Annotated in this window: 21 protein-coding genes; 16 read left to right on the plus strand and 5 right to left on the minus strand. The window is 65.8% G+C overall.

The features are described from left to right. Window positions 1-11: 11 nt before the first annotated feature. Genes HQ354_RS06380 through HQ354_RS06390 form a run of 3 tightly spaced genes read right to left on the minus strand, consistent with a single transcriptional unit; the run spans window position 12 to window position 2,746 of the window. Window positions 12-1,103: an NAD(P)-dependent alcohol dehydrogenase gene (locus tag HQ354_RS06380; protein WP_222634439.1), complete on the minus strand. Its 1,092-nt coding sequence runs from the start codon at window positions 1,101-1,103 to the stop codon at window positions 12-14. A gap of 2 nt (window positions 1,104-1,105) precedes the next feature. Then, window positions 1,106-1,555 (minus strand): DUF4334 domain-containing protein, encoded by a 450-nt coding sequence (locus HQ354_RS06385; RefSeq protein ID WP_114330415.1) that lies wholly within the window; start codon window positions 1,553-1,555, stop codon window positions 1,106-1,108. A gap of 3 nt (window positions 1,556-1,558) precedes the next feature. After that, window positions 1,559-2,746: a TetR/AcrR family transcriptional regulator gene (locus tag HQ354_RS06390; RefSeq protein ID WP_261768513.1), complete on the minus strand. Its 1,188-nt coding sequence runs from the start codon at window positions 2,744-2,746 to the stop codon at window positions 1,559-1,561. A gap of 141 nt (window positions 2,747-2,887) precedes the next feature. Between HQ354_RS06390 and HQ354_RS06395 the strand changes: the two genes are divergently transcribed. From HQ354_RS06395 to HQ354_RS06465, 15 genes are all read left to right on the plus strand, one after another. Next, the gene (locus HQ354_RS06395; protein ID WP_222634397.1) at window positions 2,888-3,697 is read left to right on the plus strand and encodes an enoyl-CoA hydratase; all 810 of its coding nucleotides are present in this window, start codon (window positions 2,888-2,890) and stop codon (window positions 3,695-3,697) included. 103 nt (window positions 3,698-3,800) lie between these two features. Then, window positions 3,801-5,351 (plus strand): fatty-acid--CoA ligase FadD5, encoded by a 1,551-nt coding sequence (gene fadD5, locus HQ354_RS06400; protein ID WP_222634396.1) that lies wholly within the window; start codon window positions 3,801-3,803, stop codon window positions 5,349-5,351. Window positions 5,352-5,354: 3 nt separating this feature from the next. Then, a complete protein-coding gene (locus tag HQ354_RS06405; RefSeq protein ID WP_068423533.1) occupies window positions 5,355-6,164 on the plus strand; it encodes an ABC transporter permease in 810 nt (269 codons plus the stop codon). After that, window positions 6,164-7,012 carry an ABC transporter permease gene (locus HQ354_RS06410; RefSeq protein ID WP_068423534.1) on the plus strand — a complete coding sequence of 283 codons (849 nt, stop codon included), beginning with the start codon at window positions 6,164-6,166 and terminating at the stop codon, window positions 7,010-7,012. The genes HQ354_RS06405 and HQ354_RS06410 overlap by 1 nt, the downstream gene beginning before the upstream one ends. Continuing rightward, window positions 7,009-8,157, plus strand: a complete 1,149-nt coding sequence (locus HQ354_RS06415; RefSeq protein WP_308115132.1) for an MCE family protein — start codon at window positions 7,009-7,011, stop codon at window positions 8,155-8,157. Before HQ354_RS06410 ends, HQ354_RS06415 begins: the two co-directional genes overlap by 4 nt. Next, window positions 8,154-9,170: an MCE family protein gene (locus HQ354_RS06420; protein ID WP_222634395.1), complete on the plus strand. Its 1,017-nt coding sequence runs from the start codon at window positions 8,154-8,156 to the stop codon at window positions 9,168-9,170. Before HQ354_RS06415 ends, HQ354_RS06420 begins: the two co-directional genes overlap by 4 nt. Then, window positions 9,167-10,135, plus strand: coding sequence for an MCE family protein (locus tag HQ354_RS06425; RefSeq protein WP_222634394.1), 969 nt, complete (start codon window positions 9,167-9,169; stop codon window positions 10,133-10,135). Before HQ354_RS06420 ends, HQ354_RS06425 begins: the two co-directional genes overlap by 4 nt. After that, window positions 10,132-11,190 carry an MCE family protein gene (locus tag HQ354_RS06430; RefSeq protein ID WP_222634393.1) on the plus strand — a complete coding sequence of 353 codons (1,059 nt, stop codon included), beginning with the start codon at window positions 10,132-10,134 and terminating at the stop codon, window positions 11,188-11,190. Before HQ354_RS06425 ends, HQ354_RS06430 begins: the two co-directional genes overlap by 4 nt. Next, on the plus strand, window positions 11,187-12,206 hold the full coding sequence (locus tag HQ354_RS06435; RefSeq protein ID WP_222634392.1) for an MCE family protein: 1,020 nt from the start codon (window positions 11,187-11,189) through the stop codon (window positions 12,204-12,206). Before HQ354_RS06430 ends, HQ354_RS06435 begins: the two co-directional genes overlap by 4 nt. Then, complete coding sequence (locus HQ354_RS06440) at window positions 12,203-13,408, plus strand: MlaD family protein (protein WP_222634391.1); 1,206 nt, start codon at window positions 12,203-12,205, stop codon at window positions 13,406-13,408. The genes HQ354_RS06435 and HQ354_RS06440 overlap by 4 nt, the downstream gene beginning before the upstream one ends. Continuing rightward, on the plus strand, window positions 13,405-13,875 hold the full coding sequence (locus HQ354_RS06445) for a hypothetical protein (protein ID WP_222634390.1): 471 nt from the start codon (window positions 13,405-13,407) through the stop codon (window positions 13,873-13,875). Before HQ354_RS06440 ends, HQ354_RS06445 begins: the two co-directional genes overlap by 4 nt. A gap of 243 nt (window positions 13,876-14,118) precedes the next feature. After that, complete coding sequence (mihF, locus tag HQ354_RS06450) at window positions 14,119-14,433, plus strand: integration host factor, actinobacterial type (RefSeq protein WP_068423548.1); 315 nt, start codon at window positions 14,119-14,121, stop codon at window positions 14,431-14,433. A 50-nt stretch (window positions 14,434-14,483) separates the two neighbouring features. Further along, on the plus strand, window positions 14,484-14,966 hold the full coding sequence (locus tag HQ354_RS06455) for a cation:proton antiporter regulatory subunit (protein ID WP_114330405.1): 483 nt from the start codon (window positions 14,484-14,486) through the stop codon (window positions 14,964-14,966). A gap of 19 nt (window positions 14,967-14,985) precedes the next feature. Further along, window positions 14,986-16,158 (plus strand): cation:proton antiporter, encoded by a 1,173-nt coding sequence (locus tag HQ354_RS06460; RefSeq protein WP_222634389.1) that lies wholly within the window; start codon window positions 14,986-14,988, stop codon window positions 16,156-16,158. 12 nt (window positions 16,159-16,170) lie between these two features. Further along, complete coding sequence (locus HQ354_RS06465) at window positions 16,171-16,851, plus strand: GntR family transcriptional regulator (RefSeq protein ID WP_222634388.1); 681 nt, start codon at window positions 16,171-16,173, stop codon at window positions 16,849-16,851. 52 nt (window positions 16,852-16,903) lie between these two features. On the opposite strand, the gene HQ354_RS06470 is transcribed toward HQ354_RS06465, so the two are convergent. Both HQ354_RS06470 and HQ354_RS06475 read right to left on the minus strand, forming a co-directional pair. Then, window positions 16,904-19,042 carry a 3-hydroxyacyl-CoA dehydrogenase NAD-binding domain-containing protein gene (locus HQ354_RS06470; protein ID WP_068423556.1) on the minus strand — a complete coding sequence of 713 codons (2,139 nt, stop codon included), beginning with the start codon at window positions 19,040-19,042 and terminating at the stop codon, window positions 16,904-16,906. A gap of 10 nt (window positions 19,043-19,052) precedes the next feature. Beyond that, the gene (locus HQ354_RS06475; protein ID WP_068423558.1) at window positions 19,053-20,264 is read right to left on the minus strand and encodes an acetyl-CoA C-acetyltransferase; all 1,212 of its coding nucleotides are present in this window, start codon (window positions 20,262-20,264) and stop codon (window positions 19,053-19,055) included. A gap of 211 nt (window positions 20,265-20,475) precedes the next feature. On the opposite strand from HQ354_RS06475, the gene HQ354_RS06480 reads away from it, so the two are divergent. After that, window positions 20,476-20,718, plus strand: a complete 243-nt coding sequence (locus HQ354_RS06480; protein WP_222634387.1) for a hypothetical protein — start codon at window positions 20,476-20,478, stop codon at window positions 20,716-20,718. Window positions 20,719-20,723 lie beyond the last annotated feature (5 nt).

Genomic DNA, 20,723 nt, shown 5'->3' on the forward strand with positions numbered 1-20,723 from the left:
ACGCGCAGCTCTCACTCCCACAGCAACACGGGCTTGACCGTTTTCCCGTCACGGTGGTCGTCGACGGCCGCGTCGATGTCTCGCCAGTGGTAGGACGACACCAGTCGGTCGACGGGTAGTCGGCCGTCTCGGAGCAGTGCAGTCAGAACCGGAACGAACTGTTTCGGTATCGAGTCCCCTTCGAGGCATCCGCGAACGGTCTTCCCTGTAATCACGGTGTCGAGCAGGTCGAGTCGTACCGTCCCTTTTCCGAGTCCGACGGTCACGAGCGTTCCCCCGATACCCAGAGCGGCGATCGCGTCGGCGACGACGTCGGCCACACCCGTGGTGTCCAACGCGTGTGTGACACCTCCGCGGGTGACGTCGCGCAGCGCCTCGACCACGTCGACTTCTGCCGGATCGAACACGTGGGTAGCACCGAGGTCGAGGGCCAGTGCACGTCGCGCACCGGATGTCTCGACGACGCAGATCGTCCCGACCCCTGTCGCAACCGCAGCGAGCACCGCCGCCATCCCTACACCGCCCGCGCCGTGGACGACGAAGGAGTCCGAGGGTTCGGGGCGCAGCACGTTCATCACCGCGCCCGCTCCCGTCTGCACGCTGCAGCCGAGGGGCGCCGCCACGGCGAGATCGACGTCTCGGTCGACGACGATCGTGTTGTCCTGTGTCGTCAGTGCCATCTCGGCGAACGACGACTGTCCGAAGAATCCGTCGGCAACGGGTCCGCCGCCGCTCGTCACCCGAGGCGAACCGTCTGCCCGCGTACCGAACCGGTTGAGGACGCCGCCGCGGTGGCAGTACGCGGGTCGTCCCTGTGCGCAGTTCGCACACGTGCCGCACCGGCGATATGTGAGAACGACGTGGTCGCCGGGTCGGATTCCTGTCACCCGACTACCGACGGTCTCGACCACTCCCGCACCTTCGTGCCCGAGCAGAACGGGACGCGTGCGCGAACCCGCCGCGCGTGCAACGAGATCGGTGTGGCATATGCCGGTCGCGCGCATTCGAACGAGAATCTCGTCGCTTCGCGGGTCGTCGATCTGCACGCTTTCGATCGAGAACGGCGACGACGGGTCTCGCGAGACCAGCGCCCTGGCAGTCACCATCAGCTGCGCTCGAGCACGAAGTAGAAGTGCTTGCCGCGAGAGAGCACGAGGTCGGGCTTGCCGTTCATGATCCCCATCAGGGTGCGGTCGTCGACACGTTTGAAGTGGTCGAACACGGCCTTGCCGTCGTAGACCATCGTCGCGGTGACCTCGCCTCGGAACTCGATGTTCCAGAGCGACGCCTCGCCCGCACCGAGCTCGACGTTCGAGTACAGCGACCCGTCGTCGGCGCGGCAGATGAGAGGTTTCGCGTCGGTCAGCGAATGGAAAGTCTTGCCGTGCCATCTACTTGCGGGCAGCGCGGCGCACAGCGCGTGGCCGGTTCGGAAGGCGGCGCCGGTCCACGACCCCAGGATGTCCTCCGCACGCACCGTGTCGAGCGTCGCCCAGACCTCGTCGAGTTCGTCCGTAGAAACGTCGGACTGCTCCAGTAGTTCCCGTACCCTCATCGTTCATTGCCTCCCCATCAGTACCGCCACCATCACCGTGTGCACCCGAGCCACCGTCGCGTCCGAGCGATCGAATCGCACCGCGCGACCGACGTCGAACACGACGCCCAGCGCAGCATGCACGAGGAATCGGGACGCGACGACCGACAGCTCCGGTCGCGCATCTCGCAGCAGCTGCGCCCATCGTTCGATGTTCTGCCGCTGCACGTTTCGTAGTCCCGAGCGCTGTTCCGCGGGCAGATTGCCGATCTCGGCGAAGTAGACCGCGACGAGTTCGCTCTGCCCGAACGTCAGTTCCGTGTACAACCGGCACAGCGTGGCGATGGCCGTGACCGGATCGGTCGAGCGTGCGAGCGACTTCTGCAGCGTGTCCGTCAACTTCTCGTTGGCGCGATGGAACGCCGCCGCGAGCAGCTCGGCCTTGCTGGGAAAGTATCGGTACACGCTCGATGCGTTGATGCCGACGGCCGCGCCGATGTCCTCGATACTCACGTCGTGGAAACCGTGCTCGTAGAACAGCAGAATCGACTCGTGCAGCAACAGTTCGCGTTTCGAATCCGGCGTCGACACGTCACGAGACGCGGAGTCCGCCGAGCCCGGAGGCAGATCAGCCTGCAGAACCGACCATGCCGCCTCGAGGATCATCGTCTCGATCTGTTTGGCGGACAACACAGTACGATGCGCGGTGATACTCGCGACGACACTGATCGCGGCGGTGGCGAGCAACGCCGCGTCGGCGTCGGGCAACTCGGGACGCAGCGTCTTCAACGGATCTTCGACGCGCCCATGGAGCGTGTACAGGGCGTCGCGTAGCGCCACTTTGTCGTCGCCGACGAGGTAGCGGCCTTCCCAGCGATACAACCCACCGGTGCGCCTGTTGTCGATGGTGGTGCGGATGACCGCCGTGAGCACAGCGTTCATGCGCGCTTTCGCGTCGGGCCCGTCGACGACCGTGGGGTCCGTCGCGGCCAGCAACAGGTCCGCGAGCCGCATGACGGTGTGCACGAACAAGGCGTACTTGGTGGGAAAGTGCCGATACAGTGCCGGCCCGGAGATTCCGACCGTCGCGGCGATGTCGTCGATCCCGACGGGATGGTAGCCACGCTCGCTGAACGCCTCCGCCGCAGCCGAGAGAATCTGCGCTTTGCGGTTTCTCGGCCGTCGACGACGCGGCGCCTCGGTGTCCGTCATCCGCTTCCATTCCCGTCCTCGTGTGCTAACCCGGTCGATCCTCATCCTAGTAGTCGATTTCGTCAACCCTTGACAGCCAGCAGAATTAACGCGTTAAGTTAGCGGCAATTCGCACGGCCGACCTCATGGCAGGAGCATTCGATGGCCACTGGTCTGCACTCGGTGTCGGACGCGGGAGTCCTGACTCTGCGCATCGACCGACAGGACCGCATGAACGCACTCGACGGACCCACCGCCACCGCGCTCGTCGACGCCCTGTCTGCCGTCACCCCCGACGGTGACGTCCGCGTCGTGGTCCTCGCGGGCACCGGACACGCATTCAGCACAGGCGCGGACATCGCCGAGATGGCCGCGTCGACACCGACGTCTCCGGACGACATGCGGCGCGCCGCGGAGGACACGATGGCGACGGCGTCGGCGCTCGTCCGCGCGGTCATCGATGCCCCTGTTCCGGTGATTGCGCAGGTGAACGGCGTCGCGGCGGGCATCGGAGCATCACTGGCACTCGCGTCGGATCTCGTCTTCGCAGCCGAGGAGGCATCGTTTCTGCTGGCGTTCACCACGGTCGCGCTGATGCCCGACGGCGCCGGCAGCCTCCTCGTTCCGGCGGCGATCGGTCGCGTCCGTGCGGCGGCGATGGCGCTGTTGGCGGAGCCGATGACTGCGCCCGACGCAGCCGCGGCGGGACTGATCAACAAGGTCCTGCCCGCGAACGAACTCGAGAACCACGTGCAGAAGATCGCCCGACGCCTGGCCCGCGGGCCACGGCGTGCACTCGAGCTCACCAAGCGCGCCTTGACGGCGTCGACGCTCGCTCTTCTCGACGACGCACTGGAACGCGAACGTGAGGGCCAGATCGAACTGTTGACCGCCCCGGAGTTCCGCGAAGGCATCGCTGCCGTGCTCGAGCATCGCCGACCCGATTTCGAACGCGAATCACCGCAAACTTAGAGGCACCGCACGGTGCAGAAATACCGTTGTCGATTTGCCCTCGGCCCATCCCGGCCAGAGGTACGCTCGTCACCACATCCACCCTCGACGGAGAGGAAGCGCGATGGCCGCCCATTCGGACGAACCCCATCGATCCATTCGCAACAACTGGAACAATCAGGTCCGACGCCACGCGCTCATGCAGCCCGACGCCGTCGCACTCCGGTTCCGAGGAGCATCGATCACCTGGTCCACCCTGAATGATCGCGTCGCACGGTTCGCTCGGGTGTTGGCCGACAACGACATCGAGTACGGCGATCGCGTCTTGATCCTCATGCTCAACCGCCCCGAGTATCTGGAGACGGTTCTCGCCGTCAATGCTCTGGGCGCTCTCGCGGTGCCGGTCAATTTCCGCATGACACCGCCCGAGGTCGCCTTCCTCGCACAGAACAGCGGCGCGAAGGTTCTCGTCACCGACGACACGTTGTCGTCGCTGTCCGATGCCGTTCTCGTACAGGTCGATTCGCTGAACACGAAGATCACTACGGGCACGGAGTACGAGACACTGCTGTCCGACGCCACGCCCGCCGAACCCGTCGACGTACCCGACGACGCACCCGCCCTGATCATGTACACCTCGGGTACGACCGGTCGCCCCAAAGGCGCCGTGTTGACCCACTCGAACATGCAGGCACAGGCGCTTACATGTATTCGCGCGCTCCGAATGCACGGCGTCGACGAGGTCGGATTCTGCGCGTCACCGATGTTCCACATCGCCGCGCTCGGCAGCCTGGCACCGAGCCTGCAACTCGGTGTTCCGACCGTGATCTATCCCGTGGGCGCGTTCGACCCGTCGGCTCTTCTCGACGTGCTCGCCGCCGAGGGTGTCACGACGCTGTTCCTCGTGCCAGTGCAGTGGCAGGCCATGTGCGCCGAGCAGTCGCGCAACCCCAGATCGCTGAAACTGCGGGTCATTTCGTGGGGAGCCGCGCCTGCATCGGACACGATCCTGAAGGCCATGGCAGCGACCTTCCCCGACGCACTCAACGTCGCGGTGTTCGGGCAGACCGAGATGTCACCCATCACCTGCGTCCTCGACGGCGAGGACGCCTTACGCAAGCTGGGCTCGGTGGGCCGCGTGATCCCGACCATCGCCGCCCGTGTGGTCGACGACGACATGAACGACGTCGAACCAGGATCCGTCGGCGAAATCGTCTATCGCGGGCCGACGTTGATGAGTGAGTACTGGCAGAACCCCGACGCCACCGCCGACGCGTTCCACGGCGGCTGGTTCCACTCGGGTGATCTCGTGCGTCAGGACGACGAAGGATTCGTGTTCGTCGTCGACCGCAAGAAGGACATGATCATCTCGGGCGGCGAGAACATCTATTGCGCCGAGGTCGAGAACGTTCTGTTCGGCCACCCACGCATCCTGGAGGCGGCCGTCATCGGACGTCCCGACGACAAGTGGGGTGAGGTGCCGGTCGCGATCGTCGCGCTGAACGACGAAGGTCCCGACCTGAGCCTGGACGAGTTGTCGTCGTGGCTCGGCGACCACCTCGCGCGCTACAAACATCCGAAGGAGCTCGTGACAGTCGATGCATTGCCACGCAACGCGAGCGGCAAGGTCGTGAAAGTTGCTCTGCGCAACACGTATTCGCCGACGCCCGCATAACCGGTGAGTTTCGAACTCCCCGTCGCGCGGGGTCCGGGACGCGACCTGGCGAACCAGATCGGCGGCCTCGTCGCGTTCTCGGTCACGGCGATCCAGCGCACGATCACGACCGTCGTTCGAGGACGGCTGTCGCTCGAGGAAACGATCACGCAGGCTCTCTTCGTCGCGCGGGTCTGCACCGTTCCCGCGTTGCTGCTGATGCTGCCCATCGGCGTACTGATCGCGGTATCGGTCGGCTCGTTGGCCGGAAGGCTCGGCGCCGGAGCGTATTCCGGCGCCGTCGTCGCATTCGTCGTGGTCGGTCAAGCAGCAGCGCTGGTCTGCGCGTTGATGCTGGCGGGGGTCGCCGGGTCGGCGATCTGCGCCGACCTCGGATCCCGGACCATCCGCGAGGAGATCGCGGCGATGGAGGTGATGGGTCTCGACGTCGTCGAACGGCTGGTCGTACCGCGGTTGATCGCGTCGGCTGTCGTGTCACTCGCGATCTGCGCCATGGTCACGGCCGTCGGCGTCGGTGCCTGCTTCTTCTATCAGGTGTTCGTCGCCGATCAATCGGCAGGCGCGTTCCTCGCGACGTTCAGCGAGTACGGTCGCGTATCGGATTTCACGATGGCAATGATCAAGTCGGTCTGCTTCGCGGTGACGTCGACCCTCGTCGCGTCGTTCAAGGGTCTGCACGCCAAGGGTGGCCCGAGCGGTGTCGCCGATGCCGTCAACGAGGCCGTCGTGCTCGCGTTCGTCCTCGCCTTCGTCGTCAATACCGTGTTGTCCCAGCTCTATTCGGTCGCGGTTCCGGCAGTGGGGACGTACTGATGCCGTACGACGGTGTGGTCCGACTCCGCCGGCAAGGACATCGCGCCACCGGCGCACTCGTCGTTCTCGGTCAGCACGTCACGTTCTACACCGAGACCGTCGCCGCGATACCGTTCACGCTCCGCCGCTACTACCGGCACGTCGCTCAGCACATCGGCGAAGTGAGTTTCGGATACGCGTCGCTTCTCGCGGGCGGCGGAACGATCGGCATCGTGTTCGCCATGTCCGCCGTCGCGGCGATGATGGTCGGCGTCGAGACGTACCGCGGTCTCGACCTGATCGGCCTGACATCGTTGTCCGGCTTGCTGTCCGCCATCGCGAACACTCGAGAGCTGGCGCCGGTCATCGCCAGTATCGCGCTGGCGGCGAAGGTCGGAACAGGCTTCACCGCTCAGCTGGGCGCCATGAGGATCTCGGACGAGATCGACGCACTCGATTCGATGGCCGTCCGACCGATTCCCTTCCTCGCGACGACGCGCCTGCTCGCGGCCGTCGTGTGCATCGTTCCGATCTATCTGGTCGGGCTCATCGCGACGTTCGTCGCCACGCGCCTTGTCGTCGTGACGTTCGGCAGCAGTTCGGCCGGGACGTACGACTACTACTTCCATCTCGCGATGACACCCGCCGACATGGTCGGTTCGGTCGTCAAGGCCGTGGTCTTCGCGATCGTGGTCGCACTCGTCCACTGCGCCTACGGTTTCCACGCGTCCGGCGGCCCGGAGGGCGTCGGGCGCGCAGCCGGGCGCGCGTTGCGCACCTCCATTCTCGCCATCGGCATCACCGACGTGTTCCTGACGTTCGTGCTGTGGGGAATCGCGCCCACCGTGCCCGGGCTCGGTGTCTCGTGACCGCTGCGCTGCCGAGACGTCTCGGGCCGAGCCGGACCGGGCTTGCGATGCGGGGCGTCGCGGCCGCGGCGGCGCTGACGACCGCGGCGGTCGCGTCCGTCGCGTACGCCGACGGCGCGTTCGAGCGCGCACCGGAGGTGTACGCCGATGTTCCGGCATCTGCCGGTCTGTTGATCGGGGAGATCGGCGTCGTGTACCGCGGTGTACAGGTCGGCAGAGTCGTCGCCATCGACAGCGGCACCGACCGTTCTCGCGTCACGATGCGCATCGACCCCGACGAGATCGACACCGTCCCCGCATCGGCGCTCGTCCGTATCGCGCCGCGAACCCTGTTCGGTGACGTCTACGTCGATCTCGTCGACACCGGCACGGCGTCACGGCCTCTCACCGGTGGCACGACCCTGAACGTCGACACATCCGCCGAAGCAGTACAACTCGCCGACGTCTATCGCACCGTCGCCAGCTTGCTGAACCGAGTGGAGCCGGCCAGGGCGCAGACTGCGCTCACCGCCATCGGTACGGCTCTCGACGGAAGGGGCAGGAGTCTGGGCGAGACGATCGACCGCGTCGCGTCCATCGAGGCGCAGCTTCAGCCGCAGATCGCCGCAGCGCTCGATCACACCACGTCGGTTCGGCACGTGGCCGAAGCCCTCGCCGATGCCACACCCGACGTACTGGCGACGATCGACGCAGCCACCGCGTTGTCGCAGACGACGCTGGACCGCGCCGACGGATTCGACGCTCTGCTGACCAATGCCGCCGGCCTGGCCGCGTCGGCCGATGCCGTGGCACGGGACAACACTTCCACCACGATCACCGTGGTCCAGCGCGGTGCAACGGTTCTGGAGACGTTGTCGGACAACGCCGATGGGCTCGCGGCGACACTCGACATGCTCGAGCCGTTCGGCGCAGCCGGAGCCCGAATCTTCGCGAGCGGTCGATTCGACATCACCGCGGTGCCCGACTTCTCCGATCCCCTGCCGTACACGGCGGCCGACTGCCCTCGTTATCCCGGCCTCGACAGCCGCGCGTGCGCACTCTCCACCGTGCAGGACGCAGCCGTCGGTGCTCCCCTCCCGTTGAACCCTGCCAGCACGATGCTGCTCGCACCGGTCCTGCAGGGCACCGAGGTGACGATTCGATGACCTCCGTTCGCACACCGCTGGTGCAGCTCGCCGCGTTCGCCGTGGCGGGTGTGGTGTCGGCGATCGTCGTCGTCGACACGCTCAGTGTTCCCGTGCCCGGCGACACCGTCTCGTACACAGCCGAATTCAGCGGAGTCGAAGGCTTACGTGACGGCAACGACGTCACCCTGGCAGGAGTACGCGTCGGACGGGTCGACGACGTCGATTTCACGACCGCCGCGGACCGCAGCACCGCAGTCGTGCGTTTCTCGGTGCAGAAGGCAGTGGCGGTACCGCAGAACATCACCGCGGCCATTCGATACGGCGACATGCTGGGCGCCCGATATCTCGCACTCGACCCACCTACCGAACCGTCCGGCGCCTTGCCGGACGGCGGAACCATCCCTCTCGAACGTACGACGCCCCCGGTGGACCTCACGGCTCTGGTGAACGGATTCGAGCCGTTGTTCGCCGCGGTCGATCCCGACCAGGTCAACGCGCTGGCGCGTTCGATCATCGACGCGTTCGAAGGTGAAGCGGGAACGATCGACTCCCTGCTGCGGCATGTCGCGTCGGTCACCCGGGGGTTGGCGAACAACGAGCAGGTGCTGACCGACCTGATCACCGATCTGAGTTCCGTTGTTACGACGATGGATTCGCATCGTGACGACATCACTCGCGTGATCGGAGGCCTGACCGACATGAGCAGCACCGTCGCACAGCAGGGAGACCAGCTCGAGACGCTTCTCGACGACGGATCGGACGCGGTGCGGTCGCTGTCGGTCTTGACGACTCACGCTGTCGACCCTCTCGACGCTGCGCTGTCGGACGCGAACGCCACGACCGATTCGTGGATTCCGAACACCTCGAACTTCGACCGCACGATGACCCTGTTGCCGGAACTGGCGTCGGCGATCAATCATCTCGGCGACTACGGCGGCTGGCTCAACCTGTACACCTGCAACTTCATTCTGAAGGCCGGGGACGCCGAGGCTAACATCTTCGGTGGAACACACACGGAGATATGCCGATGACGACGGTGAGACTAGGGGTCACCGGCATCGCACTCGTAGCGCTGTTGTTGATCGCCGCCATCGTGATTCCGCACGGCTGGTACGTCTTTCGCACCACCGGTTACAGCGCTCAGTTCGAGAACGCAGGCGGTCTCACCGAATCGGACCCTGTCTACGTGGCGGGCGTTCCCGCCGGACGTGTCGACAGCGTCGACATCGCAGGTGACCACGTGGAGGTGCACTTCAGGCTCGACCGCAGCCGACCATTGGGTGATCGCACTCAGGCGGCGATCAAGCTGCGCACCATTCTCGGTAAGCGGTATCTCGAGATCATCCCCGACGGAACAGGTTCCATCGACACCATCCCGTTGGCTCGAACCATCGTGCCGTATTCGCTCGACGAGATCGGGACCGCCACCACGAACGCCGCCGACGAACTGGACGTCCCGGCGCTGGAGCAGATGGTGGCGACGCTGCGGGACGTCACCCCGACCGACACGACGATCGTCGCCGACGCGTTGACCGGGGTCAGCACCGCGTCGGCCATGTTGGCCAGGAACGACGAGCAGATCGCAGGGCTTCTCGATGCGTCGCAGTCCCTGTCGACGGCCGTGGCCGCGGAAAGCGACTCGCTCGCAGTGCTTCTCGGAAACGCACGGACCGTTCTCGGCATTCTGGCGGACCGTCGAGCAGCCGTGAGCCAGTTGGTGACCGACCTGCGTACACTCACCGCGTCGGCCGAGGCGTTCCTGAACGACAACACCGCCGAACTCGACGATGTGCTGATCGACATGCGCTCCGTGACCGACACACTCGAGCGCAACGGACAGAACATCGACGCCCTGATGTCCACACTGCCCGCGGGTCTCCGCGCGGTCACCGACGCCACCGGCAACGGCAACTGGGTCGACGTGTCCGCCCCCGCCGGCCCGGTTCCGGACAATCTGCTGTGTGCACTCGGTGTGATGACGGGGTGCACCGGATGAGGTACGTGGCTCTGTTCGTGCTCCTGACCGTCGTGGCCTGCGGCGGTTGGTTCGTGATATCGACGGACCATTCCACCACCGTCACAGCCGATTTCGCCTACATCGACGGAATCTATCCCGGAAGCCCGGTACAGGTGCTCGGCGTTCCCGTCGGGACGGTCGACGCCGTCGAGCCGCAGGGGACGAGTGTGCGGGTCACCATGTCGGTGTCGGGCGTCGACATCCCGGCCGACGCGCAGGCCTACGTCATGAACCCGTCCGTCGTCAGCGATCGCTTCGTCGAACTGGGACCGGCATACCGAGGCGGACCGACGCTGGGCGACACCATCATTCCTGTCGAACGGAGCCACGCGCCCATCAACTGGGATCAGCTGATGGCGAGCGTCACGACACTCGCAGGCGCGCTCGGCCCCGACGGCGGCGACGTCGGGTCCGCCCTCGACATCGTCGCCGACGGAACGGCAGGCCTCGGTCCCGCGATCAACGACGCGATACGCGACATTTCTCAGGCGACCGCGGTCGTCGGAGGAAACAGCGATCAGATCGGTGCGCTCATCGAGAATCTGAACACTCTCGTCGCCGCGCTTGCATCACGCGAGGGCGCCCTGACCTCTGTTACCGACTCGCTCGATCTGCTCGGACGCCAGCTCGCGTCCGAGGACATCGACATCGGCACGCCGATTGCCCAGTTGCGCAGCATGTTCGACCGACTCGACGTCCTGCTCGCCGACCGCGGACAAGACCTTCGAGCGGTCCTCGCGAACACTCGCGACCTCACCGGCCGGTTCGCCGCGCACGAAGCGCAATTCGCCGAATTCCTCGACCTGCTGCCACTGACGATGCAGAACATCGGCAACACCATCGGCGACGACGAACGCGCCCGCATCCGCCTGAACATCTCCACCGATTTGGACCAGTTCGCCGCGGCGGCGCCGCTCTGCAGAGATCTCGCGTTGCCGATCTGCACCGGCGCCGGACTGACCAACCCGGTTCCGGTGCCCATCAGCACGTCCGATCCGCTCGGCCTCGCCCAGTTGATGACGGGAGGACGATGACGCGCCTCGTACTGCTCTGCTGCACTGCCCTTCTGCTGTCGGGCTGCAGCCTCGGTCTCGGTGAGCTTCCGATCGGCCGCTCCGCCGACGGCAACGACTACCTCGTGACGGCCGAATTCCCTCGCGCCGACCGCATCCGACTCGGGACCGAGGTGCGCGTCGGACAGCATCTCGTCGGACGCGTCCACGACCTGACGACGGACGGACGTGGCGCCCAGGTCGGACTCAGCCTCGAGGCGTCGACTCCGCTGCCTGCCGACGTCACCGCGTCGCTGGAGCTTCCGTCCGCATTGGGTGAGCCGTACGTCCGCTTGGAGGTGCCTGCCGATCCGTCGTCCACGATCCTGGTCGACGGCGACGTCATCGAGAACACCGGAATCGGCCCGGAGCTCGAGAATTCGCTGGCCACACTGGGATTGGTACTGAACGGCAGCGGCATCGACCAACTGCAGGGCATCGTGACCGAGATGAACGACGCGTTCGGCGGACGTGGCCCCGAGATCCGCGAACTGATGCACAGCGCCGACGCACTCCTCGCGAAGGCCGATGCGCAGCAAGCCGAATTCGATCGAGTGCTGATCGCTGCCGGTGCGGTGTCCGCCGCGCTCGCCGACAATCGCGCCACCCTCGATGCAGGTCTGGCCGTCGCCGCCCCGACGATGGACCTGCTCGTCCGTCAACGAGACCGGATATCGTCACTGATCACCACGACGTCGTCGCTCGCGGAGAATGCACGAGAACTGCTCGGCGACAATACCGATCGATTGGCCTCGGGCGTCGACGATCTTGCGGTTCTTCTCGCATCGATCCAAGGATTCAACGACTCGGTCACGCCGACGCTCGACAACATGAACCAGTTCATCGAGGGGTTCGACGGCGCGGTACACGGCGACTACCTCGTTTTCGACGGTGCTCTCGACCTTCCGGAGACGGTCGGCGAACTGATGACGGGCGGACGCGTCGCCGATGTGCCGGCGACGCTCGAACAACTACTCGTCCCGGAGGGTCCTCGATGAGGCGTACGGTGCGCATTCAATTGGCGCTCTTCGCTGTCACCTCGGTCGTCGCGGTACTGGTCGGCACCCACTACGTGGTGGGGCCCCACCTCCTCCGGAGTTCGATCGCGGTGACCGCGACGATGCCCGACGCCATGAACCTCGGTGTCGGAGCGGGCGTGACGTACCGGGGTGTCGCGGTAGGCGAAATTACCGACATCACCGTCACCGACACCGGCGTCGAGCTCGCGATCGGACTCGACCCGGACACGCGGGTTCCCGTGGGATCGACCGCGAAGGTGACCGACGCCAGTGCACTCGGCATCCGGACCCTCGACATCGTCCCGACGACGGACGCCGGACCGTACCTGGCCGACGGCGGCGCTCTCGTGGTGCGACCCGAAGACCAGCCGAGGGAGCTCGGCGACCTGCTCGTGGAGATGTCGAGTCTCGTCGAATCCATCGATCCCGACTCGATCACGACACTCGGCGAGACGTTCGGCACCGCGCTCGACGGGACCGGTCCTGCACTGCGTCGACTGCTCGACGACGTCGACACCCTGTCCCGCATGCTCGAGGAACAGGCGCCTGCCCTGGCGAACATCGTCGACGCCGGACTTCCGATGCTCGACGCCGTCGCCTCCCGGGCGGACGGTCTGCCCGGATCCGCCGCGGCCGTGCGAGACATCACCGGACAACTGCGCGCCCAGGAGCCGTCCTTGATCTACCTCCTGGACCGGTCGCCGGACGCGCTGACCAGGACGCAGGTGCTGCTCGACGACACGAGGGGGACCTTCGGCGCCCTGCTCACGAACCTCGTCTCCGTGACAGGCGTGCTCGCCGATCGCACACCCGCGACGACGGCGCTGCTCGACGCGATGCCGACGACGCTCGGCAAGTTGACGTCCATCGTGCACGGCGACCGCGGGGACTTCACGCTCGTCGCCACCCAGGGGCCGGTCTGCTGGTACGACACCCCACGCCGCAGCGTCGGCGACGAGTCACCACGCGAGCCGAACCTGAACCTCTACTGCCCACCCGGCCCCGACCTGGCAGGGCGCGGCTCTGCGAACGCACCCCGACCGAACGACCTCGGCGCAGGCGACGCCACGCAGCCCGGCAACGTCACCGGCCCACCGATCGCCGACGACCCACTGCTGATCCCGACGGGCGTCGAGGCGCTCGACTATTGGAAGAGACTTCTGGAAGGAGTGTCCGAATGACGCTGCGAAGGATCGTCGCCGCGATGATCGCCACGACGCTCGTTGCGGCCGTCGCCGTGCTGGGCTACCTCGTCGTGCAGAACCGCACGATGGACGAGCTGCGGTCGACGGCCGTGGCGTCGGCGACGCAGTACACCGAGCAACTCGCCACGTACGACTACGCGGATCCGACGGCGAATCTGGACGCGGTGACGTCGTCGTCGACCGCCGATTTCGCGAGTTCCTATCGGAACGTGTCCGACAAACTGACGGGGTTGCTCAGCCAAGGCCAGGGACAGGCCACAGGGCATGTGACCAGTGCCGGAGTCGTCGAACTGAGTTCCGAGCACGCCGTCGTCGCCCTCTTTCTCGACCAGTCGGTGCGCAATCTCACCGCGCCCGACGGCCGCACCGATTCGTCACGCATGCTGGTGAGGCTGGAGCGTGACGGAGACCGATGGCTGTTGGCCTCCGCGGAACCGCGATGACATGATGGCAGGCCCATCGGGCCGTGCACTCGGGTCGTTCCGCGGGCTGCACTCCCGGTCCAACTGCTGGTCGGGGCACACCCCGAAACGCAGAGCACGTAGCCTGACGGGGAAGGAACGGTGGCTCACGGGGAATGACACGCGTGTTGTTCCGATACATTGTCGGAGCCACCAGGCACGATGCAAGAAGGTCGTAGACCATGTCAGCGAGCGACGGGTCACCACTATCGAGGAGATAAGGCCATGGCTTTACCAGTATTGACACCGGAACAGCGCACTGCGGCTCTGGCCAAGGCGGCCGAGGCACGCACTGCCCGGTCGAAGCTGCTGGCCGCCGTCAAGTCCGGCGAGCTCAGCGTTGCTGACGTTCTCGCAAAGGCCGAGAACGACGAAATCGTCAAGAAGACCAAGGTGTCGGCCCTGATCAAGGCCCTGCCGGGTGTCGGTTCGGTGCGCGCCGCACAGCTGCTCGAGCAGCTGGCGATCGCAGACACCCGCCGCATCGGCGGCCTCGGCGCTAACCAGCGTGAAGCGCTGCTGGCTGCCGTCGCATCCTGATCGACACACGAGGAGGCGCAGGTCACATTCCGCGGGGTTAGCATTTGCCCATGAACGTCGAAGTGACTCTGCTGCCCGGGATCGGGGTGCGGAAAGATTTCGCCCTCGCATCCGGGCGCCGCATCGGGGTCATCACCCGTAAGGACGGCGCGAACGAACTCATCGTCTCGCGCAAGGATGACCCCGACGCAACACAGGCGTCCATCACCTTGAGCAATGAGGAAGCGGCGGCGCTGGGCAATCTGCTCGGCACGCCGCAACTCATTGCCCAGCTCGGGGAAGACCATCGAGACCTTCCCGGCATCAACACGCGGCAGCTACCCATTCGGGAAGGCTCGCGATTCGACGGCCGAACCCTCGGCGACACGATGATGCGCACCAAGACAGGTGTGTCGGTCGTCGCGGTCATGCGCGCAGGTCAAGTGCAGCCGTCGCCCACTCCTGATTTCACGCTCACCTCCGGAGATCTGCTCGTCGCCGTCGGTACCGCCGACGGACTCGACGCTGCATCCAGGCTTCTCGGCAAAGCCTGAGAGACGACGGGCTGAGCCAATGGCCGAGAGCGCGCTCGCCCTCACCGAACTCGGCGCGGTGTTCTTCGCGCTCGGCCTCCTCGCGCGACTCGCAGGCAAGATCGGCGTGTCTCCGATCCCGTTCTACCTGCTCGGTGGGCTGTGCTTCGGCAACGGCGGATTCGTCAACCTCGCGGGCATCGACGAGTTCAGCGAAATCGCCAGCGAGATCGGCGTCATCCTGCTGCTCCTGCTGCTCGGGCTCGAATACACCGCCACCGAACTCGTCACCGGGCTGCGCAGATCCTGGTTGGCCGGTCTCGTCGACCTGGTTCTCAATTTCGTGCCGGGAGCTGTCGCGGCCCTGCTGCTCGGGTGGGGAGGCGTCGGCGCGCTCGTGCTCGGGGGCGTCACGTACATCTCGTCGTCGGGAATCGTCGCGAAAGTACTGACCGACCTGGGCAGGCTCGGCAACCGCGAGACACCCGTCGTGCTGTCGATTCTCGTGTTCGAGGACCTCGCGATGGCCGTCTACCTGCCGATTCTGACTGCCGTCCTCAGCGGTGTCAGCTTCCTCGGCGGTCTCGAAGCGCTCGGCGTATCGCTGCTCGTCATCACGATCGTCCTGGTCGTCGCGCTGCGGTACGGCAGCATCGTCTCGGCGATCGTCGACAGTCCCGATCGCGAGGTCGTACTTCTCAAAGTCCTCGGATCCGCGTTGCTCGTCGCGGGCATCGCGTCGGAACTGCAGGTGTCGGCTGCTGTCGGCGCGTTCCTGCTGGGAATCGCAATTTCAGGGTCGACGGCCGACAACGCGACCCGCGTCCTCGAGCCGCTGCGAGACCTGTTTGCCGCGATGTTCTTCGTCGTCTTCGGGCTGAGCACCGACCCGGCGACCGTTCCCCCGGTCCTGGGCTGGGCCATCCTGCTGGCCGCCGTGACGACTGCGACGAAGATGATCACCGGCGCGTGGGCGGCCGGGCGTCAGGGCATCGGGAGGCCTGGACGTCTTCGCGCAGGCGCGGCGCTGGTCGCGCGCGGTGAGTTCTCGATCGTCATCGCAGGTCTCGCAGTGTCCGCGGGAGCCGTCGAAGGCGAACTGGCCGCGCTGGCTACCGCATATGTGCTGCTCATGGCGGTTCTGGGTCCGGTTGCTGCGCGAGTCGTCGAGCCGATCGCGCGGACCCTCGTTCGTTCCAAGCCCGCGATGTGATTGGCTAGCGCGATGGCCGAGAGACGTCGAACTGCGACTCCAGGCGTGTCCGCGCTGCGTCGACGACCGCAGCTGTCCGAGGACGTCGCCAACCATGTTCGGCATGTCGTCATGTCGGGCGAGATCCGGCCCGGTGACTTCATCCGGCTCGACGAGACAGCCGCCGAGCTGGGCGTGAGCGTCACGCCGGTGCGCGAGGCACTGCTGACGCTGCGCGGCGAAGGCATGGTCGAACTGGTACCGCATCGTGGCTACGGCGTGTCGCCGTTGACGCCCGACGACATCGTCGACATCTTCTGGTTGCAGGGCCAGATCGCCGTCGAGTTGGTCCGACGCGCGGCTCCCCGGATCACACCCGACGTGATCGCCGAGCTGGAGAAGTTCAACGCCGAGCTGTCCGACGCGGTCGAGAAGAGTCAGCCGAACGAGGTCGAGATCGCCGAGTTCGAATTCCACCGCGTGCTCAACCGGCTCGCGGAGGCCAGCAAGCTCGCGTGGTTCCTGAACAACGCGACGCGCTACACCCCGACCAGGCTGTACGCCGTCGACCTGGACTGGGGACGCGAAGCGGTCCGCAGTCACAAGCAACTGATCGCGGCGCTGAAGGCGTCCGACGTCGACGAGGCATGCCGGTTGATGCAGCAGCAGTTCACCGATTGCGCGGAGCGGTTGGTCGCGTACCGCGACTCGTGAGTGCGAATGTACAGCGGGCTGTACATTCGCACTCACGTGCGGCGTCAGCCGCCTACGACCGTAGGGAGTTCGGCGCCTGGAACCGCGGGCCGTACTTCGCCGCGAGCTCGTCCGCACGCTCGACGAATCCGGCCTGGCCACCCTTGTAGCCGACGATGTACTGGTGCACGCCACCGGTCCACGCCGGGTAGCCGATGCCGAAGATCGAGCCGATGTTGGCGTCGGCCGTCGTCGTCAGAACACCTTCGTCGAAGCACTTCTGCGTCTCGATGGCCTCGATGAACAGCATGCGCTCGATGAGGTCCTCGAACGGGATCTCCGCCGTGCCGGACTTGAACGCGTCACGCAGTCCGGGCCACAGGCCGGTGCGCTTGCCGTCGGCGTACTCGTAGAACCCGGCGCCCTTGGCCTTCGACGGCCGCTCGAACTCGTCGACCATCTTGTCGATGACGGCACCCGCAGGATCCTCGGGCGGCGTCTGACCTGCTGCGACGAGCGCGTCGTACGTCTCCTTGCGGATCTTCTGCATGAGCGTCAGCGTCAACTCGTCCGAGAGCTGCAGCGGCGCAGCCGGGTAGCCGGCCTGCAGACCTGCCTGCTCGATGGTCGACGGCTCGACGCCCTCACCGAGCATCGCGATGGCCTCGTTGATGAAGGTGCCGATGACGCGCGAGGTGAAGAATCCGCGGCTGTCGTTGACGACGATCGGCGTCTTCTTGATGGCCTGGACCAGGTCGAAGGCCTTCGCCAACGCCGCATCCGACGTCTTCTCGCCGCGAATGATCTCCACGAGCGGCATTTTGTCGACGGGCGAGAAGAAGTGGATACCGATGAAATCTTCCTGCCGCTTCACACCCGTCGCGAGCGACGTGATCGGCAGCGTCGAGGTGTTGGATCCGAGCAACGCCGTCGGTTCGACGATGTCCTCGATCTCCTGGAACACCTTCTGCTTCAGTTCCTCGGACTCGAAGACAGCTTCGATGACGAGGTCGGCACCCGCAGTGTCCTGCGGATCGGCCGTCGGATGGATGCGTGCGAGCAGCGCGTCGGACTTCTCCTGCGTCGTCTTGCCACGCGAGAGGGCCTTGGCCTCGATGCCCTCGGAGTAGGCCTTGCCCTTCTGCGCGGCCTCGATGCTGACGTCCTTGAGCACGACGTCGATGCCGGCCTTGGCGCACACGTAGGCGATGCCGGCGCCCATCATGCCTGCACCCAGCACGGCGACCTTGGAGAACGTCGTCTTCTCGATGCCGTCCGGACGAGACTTGCCCGAGTTGATGGCCTGCAGATCGAAGAAGAACGCCTGAATCATGTTCTTCGAGACCTGCCCGGTCACGAGCTCGGTGAAGTAGCGGGACTCGATGGTCGACGCGTTGTCGAAGTCCACCTGGGAGCCTTCGACGGCGGCCGCGAGGATCGCGCGCGGCGCGGGCATCGGCGCACCCTTGATCTGCTTGCGCAGGTTCGACGGGAACGCGGGCAGCACCGCGGCGAGCTTCGGGTTCGACGGCGTTCCACCCGGGATCTTGTAGCCCTTGACGTCCCACGGCGCGACGCCGCCCTCGGGGTTGGCCTTGATCCACGCCTTCGCCGCGGGCACCAACTCGTCGATGGTGTCGACGAGCTCGTGGACGAGCCCGATTTCCAATGCCTTCTCCGGACGGAACCGTGTGCCCTGCGCGAGGACGGTCATGAATCCGTTCTGGATGCCGAGCAGACGGGTGATGCGTGTGACGCCACCGCCGCCGGGAAGCAGGCCGAGCGACACCTCGGGCAGACCGAGCTGCACACCCGACACCTTCGCCGCGATGCGGTGATGCGTCGCGAGCGCGATCTCGAGACCGCCGCCGAGCGCGGCGCCGTTGATCGCCGAGACGACGGGCTTGCCGAGCTTTTCGAGCCGACGCAGCTGCGCCTTGATGCCCTGCACCTCGTCGAACACCTGCTGGGCGTCTTCCGGCTTCGCCTGGATCAGGTTGTTCAGGTCACCGCCGGCGAAGAACGTCTTCTTGGCGGACGTGATGACGACGCCGGTGATCGAGTCGACTTCCTTCTCCAGCCGATCGACGGTGGCTCCCATCGAATCCTTGTACAGCTGGTTCATCGTGTTGGCGCCCTGGTTGGGGTCGTCCATCGTGAGCACGACGATGCCGTCGGAGTCCTGTTCCCACTGAATCATGTTCTCGCTCATGGTATTTACCTCAGACTCGCTCGATGATGGTTGCGACGCCCATGCCGCCGCCGATGCACAGGGTGATGAGGGCGTACCGACCGCCGCGGCGCTCGAGCTCGTCGAGCACGGTTCCGGTGATCATGGCGCCCGTCGCGCCGAGCGGGTGGCCCATCGCGATGGCGCCACCGTTGACGTTGAGCTTCTCGTTCGGGATCTGCAGATCCTTCTGGAAGCGCAGAACGACGGACGCGAACGCCTCGTTCAGCTCGAACAGGTCGATGTCGTCGACGGTCAATCCCGCGGTCGCGAGAACTTTCTTCGACGCGGGGGTCGGGCCGGTCAGCATGATCGTCGTGTCGGCTCCGGACGTGGCGGTCGCGACGACACGCGCACGCGGGACCATGTTCAGATCCTTGCCTGCCTGCTCGCTTCCGACGAGCACGAGTGCTGCCCCGTCGACGATGCCCGAGCTGTTACCGCCGGTGTGGACATGGTTGATCTTCTCGACCCAGTGATACTTCTGCAGCGCGACGTCGTCGAAGCCGCCCATCTGGGCGACGCCGGTGAACGCCGGGTTGAGCTTGCCGAGCGATTCGAGGGTCGTGCCGGGACGCATGTGCTCGTCCTGATCGAGGATCAGCAGGCCGTTCTGGTCCTTGACCGGGACGACCGACTTGGCGAAGTAGCCACCCGACCATGCCGCAGCGGCGCGTTCCTGCGACTGCACGGCGTAGGCGTCGACGTCTTCGCGGCTGAACCCCTCGATCGTCGCGATCAGATCGGCACCGATGCCCTGCGGTACGAAGTACGTGTCGTAGTTAGTGGCCGGGTCCATCGCCCAGGCGCCGCCGTCACTACCCATCGGAACGCGAGACATCGACTCGACGCCACCGGCGATGACGACCTCGTCCCAGCCGGACCGCACCTTCTGAGCAGCCAGGTTGACCGCTTCGAGGCCCGACGCGCAGAAACGGTTGAGCTGGAATCCGCCGACGGTATCCGGCATCTTCGCTTCGAGGACAGCGGTCCGCGCGATGTCGGCGCCCTGATCGCCGACGGGCGAGACGACTCCGAGGATGAGATCGGAGATGCGGTTCTCGTCGAGGTCCGGGAACCGGCGACGTAGTTCGTCGATCAGGCCGGTGACCAGCGAGATCGGCTTGACCGAATGCAGTGATCCGTTCTTCCCCTTACCGCGTGGGGTGCGGATGGCTTCGTAAATGAACGCCTCTGTGGACACAGCGTGCGCTTCCTTTCACCTGCTCGACTCGGCGGCACCGGGGCACCGCAGGACACGAGGAATACACCTCGGCTGCTACCACAGTAGAACGGGTTTCAAGCACTGATGAAGGACCGAAACGAGCGTTGTCCGTGACCGGTGCAATCGTTTGAGTTCGCGCGTGGGAGGGTAGACGACAGGTTCGACGCGGGGGGCATCGAGAAAGCAGGAGATGATGTCCATGGACACCCAGCAGCCGTTCGCGGTCGGCTCGCGCGTCAAGGTGCGCTACAGCGCCGATTCGAAGGCGTCGCGCGACCAGCGGCCCATGGAATCGGGTGTCGTCAAGGAGGACTTCGGCGACCTGTCCGCGGTTGCGGGTCTGAGGACGTGGGCCGTCGCGCATCGTTATGCCGTCGCACTCGACGACGGTCGCCTCGTGTTCGTCGATCCCGACGACATCGAACCGGCGTGAACGCG

The organism is Rhodococcus sp. BP-261, assembly GCF_019835205.1.
Classification (GTDB): Bacteria; Actinomycetota; Actinomycetes; order Mycobacteriales; family Mycobacteriaceae; genus Rhodococcoides; species Rhodococcoides kyotonensis_B.